Source organism: Pseudomonas sp. PB105, from assembly GCF_009764655.1.
Taxonomy (GTDB): Bacteria; Pseudomonadota; Gammaproteobacteria; order Pseudomonadales; family Pseudomonadaceae; genus Aquipseudomonas; species Aquipseudomonas cyclaminis.
Genome location: NZ_RWIO01000093.1, coordinates 621,699 through 628,789, shown reverse-complemented (window position 1 = coordinate 628,789; position 7,091 = coordinate 621,699). Strand labels below are relative to the sequence as shown.

Here is a 7,091-nt window from a genome sequence, read left to right as displayed (position 1 = left end):
AACTTCCTTTTGGCTTCGATGAACTGAAGCAACTTGCTGCCGAAAACTGCGTAACTCATTGTTTACCAAGGAGTTTTCCGTTTCGACTGCGCCGGAAGTGGGGCGAATTATAGGCTTCCAGAATCTGGCGTCAACCTTTAATTTCTTATCCCTATCAATTAGTTAGGCCTGATCAAAAAACCACCAATCCAATGCCTCCTATATAGAAGAAGGGCATCTAGATAACACCCGCCTCCCTTAAAGAAGCCACATGCTCAGACTTCAGTCCCAACACACCCTGCAGCACCTGAGCGGTATGCTCGCCCAATAGAGGAGGCGCACTGCGATACTCCACAGGCGTCTTGGATAAACGAATTGGGCTGGCAACCTGAGGCACCAGCCCCGCTAATACATGCGGCATTTGCAGCGCCAACCCGCGCGCCTTTACCTGGGGATCATCAAACACCTGCGCCAAATCATTGATCGGCCCGCAAGGCACACCCACACGCTCCAACTGTGACACCCACTCAGCCGTTGTCTTGAAAACCGTAGCCTGGCGAATCAGCGGAATCAGCTCAGCACGATTGGCCACCCGCACCTTATTAGTAGAAAACCGCGGATCATCTGCCCACTGCGGCTGCCCAGCCGCTTCGGCGAACTTGCGAAATTGCCCGTCATTACCAACCGTCAGAATGAAATCACCATCGGCTGTGGGGAAGTCCTGATAAGGCACGATATTAGGATGAGCGTTGCCCAGGCGCTTTGGCGACACGCCCGTGGTCAGGTAATTCATCGCCTGATTAGCCAGGCAAGCCACCTGCACATCGAGCAATGCCATATCAATGTGCTGCCCTCCGCCGTCGTGATCTCGATGCGCCAGCGCAGCAAGGATTGCCACCGTGGAGTAGAGCCCCGTGAGTATGTCTGTCAGCGCCACTCCCACCTTCACCGGCCCGGCGCCTTCATCACCCTCAGGCCGACCGGTAAGACTCATCAGCCCGCCCAACCCCTGAATCATGAAGTCATAGCCCGCACGCCCCGCATATGGCCCCGTCTGGCCAAACCCAGTGATCGAGCAATAGATCAACTCCGGGTTGAGCGCCTTGAGCGACTCATAGTCCAGCCCATACGCCGCCAGCCCACCGACCTTGAAGTTCTCGATCAGGATGTCGGACTTAGCCGCCAGATCCCGCACCAGTTGCTGCCCCTCCGGCCGCGTAAAGTCGATAGTCACCGACTCTTTATTCCGATTGGCTGACAGGTAGTACGCTGCCTCACTGGTGTTCTCGCCATAAGAATCTTTAAGGAAGGGCGGCCCCCAGGCGCGCGTATCGTCACCGTTACCGGGACGCTCGACCTTGATCACCTCGGCCCCCAGGTCCGCAAGGATCTGTCCGGACCAAGGGCCCGCCAATACTCGCGACAAATCCAGTACCCGCAGATGCGACAGCGCGCCCATACCGCTCTCCTATTAATAGAACGCCTGAAGACCGGTCTGCGCGCGCCCCAGAATCAGGGCGTGCACGTCATGGGTACCTTCATAGGTGTTAACCACTTCAAGGTTCACCAGATGACGCGCCACCCCGAACTCGTCGGAAATACCATTGCCACCTAACATGTCCCGCGCCATACGCGCGATATCCAAAGACTTGCCGCACGAGTTGCGCTTCATGATCGACGTAACCTCAACCGCTGCCGTCCCCTCATCCTTCATTCGCCCCAGGCGTAAGCAACCTTGCAGTGCCAGGGTGATTTCGGTCTGCATATCCGCCAGCTTTTTTTGGATCAATTGAGTTGCGGCCAATGGACGACCGAACTGCTGACGATCCAACGTGTACTGGCGAGCGGTATGCCAGCAAGACTCGGCAGCACCCAACGCGCCCCAGGAGATGCCATAGCGCGCCGAGTTGAGGCAGGTGAAAGGGCCTTTCAAGCCACGCACATCCGGGAAAATGTTCTCTTCCGGCACAAAGACGTTATCCATCACGATTTCACCGGTAATGGAGGCGCGCAGGCCGACCTTGCCGTGAATGGCCGGCGCACTCAGGCCTTTCCAGCCTTTCTCCAAGACAAAACCTCGGATATCGCCTGCGTCGTCCTTGCCCCACACTACAAACACGTCCGCAATCGGGCTGTTGGTGATCCACATCTTGGCGCCTGTAAGGCTGTAGCCACCATCCACCTTGCGAGCACGTGTGATCATCGCACCAGGGTCAGAGCCGTGGTCAGGCTCGGTCAAACCAAAACAGCCAATCCATTCTCCCGAGGCCAGTTTCGGCAAGTACTTCTGCTTTTGCGCTTCGGTACCGAACTCATTGATAGGCACCATCACCAGTGACGACTGCACACTCATCATCGAGCGGTAACCAGAGTCAACACGCTCAACTTCACGCGCAATCAACCCGTAGCTGACGTAGTTCAAGCCACTGCCGCCGTACTGCTCAGGGATCATCGCCCCCAGCAAACCGGTTTCACCCATTTCACGGAAAATCGCCGGATCGGTCTTTTCATGGCGGAAGGCTTCCAGCACACGAGGCGCCAGCTTGTCCTGGGCGAAGCGCTCGGCACTGTCACGCACCATGCGCTCCTCTTCAGTGAGCTGTTGATCCAGCAGCAGCGGGTCGATCCAGTTAAAGCTTGCCTTGCCAGCCATGAATAAGTCCTCGCACAGAAATTCAGAAGTCGTGGATGGAGCCTAGGCCGCGCTTGCAGGGAGAGCAAACGAGGTTTCTGCATAGGCTTGTGCTAATTTGTCACTTCGTAATACTCAGTAGTGGCGCAGGCGCGCTTTAGATGTGAGCACAAGGTACATGCGCAGGAAAATCCCCAGCACAACCGCCCTCGTCAGCTTTGAAGCGGCAGCCCGCCACGAGAGCTTTACCAAGGCCGCGCACGAGCTCTCCATTACCCAAGGCGCGATTTGTCGGCAGATCGCCAGCCTTGAGGAATTTTTGAGTGTCGAACTGTTTCGGCGCTCACGACGCGGAGTAAAGCTGACGGAGGCCGGGCTGTCCTACAGCCGCAGAGTGGCAACTCAGCTGGATGCCGTCGAGCGCGACACCCTCTCAGTCATGGGCCAGCAAGGCGCAAACACTATAGAACTGGCCGTAGTGCCTACGTTCGGCACGCAATGGCTGATCCCTCGACTCAAGGACTTTCAACGCAAGCACCCCGAGGTGACGGTGAACCTGACCAACCGCACGCGCCCCTTTCTGTTCGCCGACACCGAGTTCGACGCGGCGATCTACTTCGGTGACGCTGATTGGTCCGGTACCGAATCCCACCGACTGATGGGAGAAAATCCCGCCCCTGTCTGCAGCCCGCGCCTTTTGGGGGAACGCAAGCGGTTCACCCCGCAGCAGATCGCGGAACTGCCATTGCTGCAGCAGACCACACGCCCCTATGCCTGGCGCCAATGGTTCAACGCCCAGCAACTGAACGTCCCTCGCGACATGACAGGCCCGCGTTACGAGCTATTCTCGATGCTGTCCCAGGCAGCCATGCACGACATGGGTATCGCACTGATCCCTCCGTTCCTTATCCAGCGAGAGCTGGACGAGCGTCAATTGGTGATCGCAAGCCCTGAGGTGCTAAGGAGCTCGAAGGCTTATTACCTGATGATTCCTGACAGAAAAGTCGAATCAGCCTCGCTGCACGCGTTCCGGGATTGGCTTATTGACCAATCTCAGCGCTACAGTCCCAGTAATTAAAGGCCAAAGCGCCAATGCTGATTTTGTAGTCAGTTAATTTTAGATCCTACAGATATACGTATATGTCGCATTTTCACAGACTGTACCTATCTATCAAAAATAGGGCTTAAGGCCATGATTTTCGCGGCTTACAGCGACTCCAACAGGCCAATGCCCGACTATTCACACCGATCATGGCAAAACACCCATCATTCAGCTGTAGCCCTTTAAATACCTGTATTTAAAGAGGTTATTTCAGCGCATTGCGACAATCAGTCACAGGGTGACTTGTAGTTAATTTTTCGTCACCCGTCATAATCCCTTGAAGGCCGTAAAGTTCGCCTGCAAAATGCCGCGCCCCGCTGTCATTTCAGCGGGATCGTGCTGATCGGCCGCCCCAGTTGCGCCACTCGCGGTGCACTGGCCTTTTTACAAAAAGATCAAAAGCAAAAAGATCATGCAGGAGATTTGACGTGCACATTGGTGTTCCTCTCGAAACCCAGACCGGTGAAACGCGGGTGGCTGCCACCCCGGAAACCATCAAGAAGCTGATCGGCCAGGGCCATAAGGTCACTGTACAAAGCGGGGCCGGTCTTAAAGCCAGCATCGTCGACAGCGCCTATGAAACAGCAGGCGCAACCATTGGCAGTGCCAACGATGCATTCGGCGCCGAGCTGATCCTCAAGGTGGTGGCGCCCAGTGACAGCGAACTCACGCTGATCAAAAGCGGCACCGTGTTGGTGGGCATGCTCAATCCGTTCAGCAACGAAACCATTGCCAAGCTGGCCGGGCAGGGCATCACCGCCTTTGCCCTGGAGGCCGCGCCACGCACTTCGCGCGCGCAGAGCCTCGACGTGTTGTCCTCGCAAGCCAACATCGCCGGTTACAAGGCCGTGCTGCTCGCCGCTCATCACTACCCGCGATTCATGCCGATGCTGATGACCGCCGCAGGTACCGTCAAAGCCGCTCGCGTGCTGATTCTCGGCGCCGGTGTTGCTGGCCTGCAGGCCATCGCTACGGCGAAACGTCTGGGTGCAGTGATCGAAGCTTCTGACGTACGCCCGGCCGTGAAAGAGCAGATCGAATCCCTGGGCGCCAAGTTCGTCGATGTCCCCTACGAAACCGATGAAGAGCGCGAATGCGCCGTCGGTGTCGGGGGTTACGCACGCCCGATGCCGACCAGCTGGATGCAACGCCAGGCCCTGGCCGTGCACGAGCGCGCCAAGCAAGCCGATATTGTCATCACGACCGCACTGATTCCCGGCCGTAAAGCGCCGACATTGCTGAGCGCCGAAACCGTCGCACAGATGAAACCCGGCTCGGTGGTGATCGACCTCGCTGCAGCCCAAGGTGGCAACTGCCCGCTGACCGTGGCGGATGAAACCGTGGTGGAAAACGGCGTGATCATCTGCGGCCCGACCAACCTCGCCGGCGCTGTCGCCGCCGACGCGTCAGCCTTGTACGCGCGCAACCTGCTGGACTTCCTGAAGCTGGTCTTCAACAAGGAAGGGCAGTTTGAACTCAACCTCGAAGACGACATCGTCGCCGCGTGCCTGATGTGCCGCGACGGCCAAGTCATCCGCAAAAACGCCTAAGCAGGGATTCAGACGATGGAAGAGCTTATCTCCCCCGGTATCTACAACCTGATCATCTTTGTGCTGGCGATTTATGTCGGTTACCACGTGGTCTGGAACGTTACCCCCGCGCTGCACACGCCGTTGATGGCGGTGACCAATGCAATCTCGGCAATCGTGATTGTCGGCGCCATGCTGGCTGCCGCCCTCACCGTGACGCCATTGGGCAAGACTATGGGCACGCTCGCCGTGGCCCTCGCAGCCGTTAACGTGTTCGGCGGTTTCCTGGTGACTCGTAGGATGCTTGAGATGTTCAAGAAGAAAGCACCCAAAGCTGTGAAAGAAGAGGTGCAGAAGTAATGAGCATGAATCTGGTAACGACGCTCTACCTGATCGCGTCGATCTGTTTCATCCAGGCCCTCAAAGGCCTGTCGCACCCCACCACCTCGCGGCGCGGCAACCTGTTCGGCATGCTTGGCATGGGGCTGGCGGTGCTGACTACCGTGGGCCTCATCTATAAGCTCGGTGCTGAGCTTGCCACTGCCGGTATCGGCTACGTGATTGTCGGCCTGCTGGTCGGCGGCACTGCCGGTTCGATCATGGCCAAGCGCGTCGAGATGACCAAGATGCCGGAACTGGTCGCCTTCATGCACAGCATGATCGGCCTCGCCGCCGTCTTTATCGCCATCGCCGCCGTGGTTGAGCCGCAATCGTTGGGCATCGTCAAACACCTGGGCGACGCAATCCCCGCCGGCAACCGCCTGGAGCTGTTCCTCGGTGCGGCCATTGGTGCAATCACCTTCTCCGGCTCGGTGATCGCGTTCGGCAAACTGTCGGGCAAGTACAAGTTCCGCCTGTTCCAGGGCGCACCTGTACAGTTCGGCGGCCAGCACAAGATCAACCTGGTGCTCGGCCTGCTCACACTGGGCCTGGGCCTGGCGTTTATGTTCACCGGCAACCTCACCGCCTTCGCGCTGATGCTGGCCCTGGCCTTTGTGCTGGGCGTGCTGATCATCATCCCGATCGGCGGCGCCGACATGCCGGTGGTGGTGTCGATGCTCAACAGCTACTCCGGCTGGGCAGCGGCGGGTATCGGCTTCTCGCTGAACAACTCGATGCTGATCATCGCCGGCTCGCTGGTGGGCTCCAGCGGCGCGATCCTGTCGTACATCATGTGCAAGGCGATGAACCGTTCCTTCTTTAATGTGTTGCTCGGCGGTTTCGGCAATGCGCCGGATGCCGGTGCTGCGGCAGGTTCCAAAGAAGCACGGCCGGTGAAGTCCGGCTCGGCCGACGACGCCACCTTCCTGCTGACCAACGCCGACACCGTGATCATCGTTCCAGGCTACGGCCTGGCCGTGGCACGCGCGCAACACGCGCTTAAGGAACTGACCGAAAAGCTGACCCATCGCGGCGTCACCGTGAAGTATGCGATCCACCCGGTGGCCGGCCGCATGCCGGGGCATATGAACGTCCTACTGGCCGAGGCAGAAGTGCCTTACGACCAGGTGTTCGAAATGGAAGACATCAACTCGGAATTCGGTCAGGCCGACGTGGTACTAGTGCTCGGCGCGAACGACGTGGTCAACCCGGCCGCGAAGAACGATCCGAACTCGCCGATTGCCGGCATGCCGATCCTAGAAGCGTTCAAGGCCAAGACCATCATCGTCAACAAGCGCTCGATGGCCAGCGGATATGCCGGTTTGGATAACGAGCTGTTCTACCTGGACAAGACCATGATGGTCTTTGGTGATGCCAAGAAGGTCATCGAAGATATGGTCAAGGCCGTCGAGTAACACTGCTTCAGCGCAATAATCGAAACCCCGGCCTGCGATAGGCTGGGGTTTTT

6 protein-coding genes are annotated in these 7,091 nt (G+C 58.0%); 4 read left to right on the top strand and 2 right to left on the bottom strand.

Annotated features, from left to right (window positions below; genetic code table 11):
* Positions 1 to 217: 217 nt before the first annotated feature.
* Complete coding sequence (locus EJD88_RS26090) at positions 218 to 1,438, bottom strand: CaiB/BaiF CoA-transferase family protein (protein ID WP_158879320.1); 1,221 nt, start codon at positions 1,436 to 1,438, stop codon at positions 218 to 220.
* Between the two features lie 12 nt (positions 1,439 to 1,450).
* Entirely contained in the window at positions 1,451 to 2,632 is a 1,182-nt protein-coding gene (locus tag EJD88_RS26085) for an acyl-CoA dehydrogenase (RefSeq protein WP_158879319.1), read from the bottom strand.
* Between the two features lie 157 nt (positions 2,633 to 2,789).
* Between EJD88_RS26085 and EJD88_RS26080 the strand changes: the two genes are divergently transcribed.
* From EJD88_RS26080 to EJD88_RS26065, 4 genes are all read left to right on the top strand, one after another.
* Positions 2,790 to 3,689, top strand: coding sequence for a LysR family transcriptional regulator (locus EJD88_RS26080; RefSeq protein ID WP_112192874.1), 900 nt, complete (start codon positions 2,790 to 2,792; stop codon positions 3,687 to 3,689).
* Between the two features lie 452 nt (positions 3,690 to 4,141).
* Positions 4,142 to 5,263 (top strand): Re/Si-specific NAD(P)(+) transhydrogenase subunit alpha, encoded by a 1,122-nt coding sequence (locus EJD88_RS26075; RefSeq protein ID WP_158879318.1) that lies wholly within the window; start codon positions 4,142 to 4,144, stop codon positions 5,261 to 5,263.
* Between the two features lie 15 nt (positions 5,264 to 5,278).
* On the top strand, positions 5,279 to 5,602 hold the full coding sequence (locus tag EJD88_RS26070; protein ID WP_005783507.1) for an NAD(P) transhydrogenase subunit alpha: 324 nt from the start codon (positions 5,279 to 5,281) through the stop codon (positions 5,600 to 5,602).
* Positions 5,602 to 7,038 (top strand): NAD(P)(+) transhydrogenase (Re/Si-specific) subunit beta, encoded by a 1,437-nt coding sequence (locus EJD88_RS26065; protein WP_158879317.1) that lies wholly within the window; start codon positions 5,602 to 5,604, stop codon positions 7,036 to 7,038. The genes EJD88_RS26070 and EJD88_RS26065 overlap by 1 nt, the downstream gene beginning before the upstream one ends.
* Positions 7,039 to 7,091 lie beyond the last annotated feature (53 nt).

Coding starts and splice junctions, on each gene's coding strand:
- EJD88_RS26065 (WP_158879317.1), top strand. CDS start 5,602: ATGAGCATGAATCTGGTAACGACGCTCTACCTGATCGCGTCGATCTGT.
- EJD88_RS26080 (WP_112192874.1), top strand. CDS start 2,790: ATGCGCAGGAAAATCCCCAGCACAACCGCCCTCGTCAGCTTTGAAGCG.
- EJD88_RS26070 (WP_005783507.1), top strand. CDS start 5,279: ATGGAAGAGCTTATCTCCCCCGGTATCTACAACCTGATCATCTTTGTG.
- EJD88_RS26090 (WP_158879320.1), bottom strand. CDS start 1,438: ATGGGCGCGCTGTCGCATCTGCGGGTACTGGATTTGTCGCGAGTATTG.
- EJD88_RS26085 (WP_158879319.1), bottom strand. CDS start 2,632: ATGGCTGGCAAGGCAAGCTTTAACTGGATCGACCCGCTGCTGCTGGAT.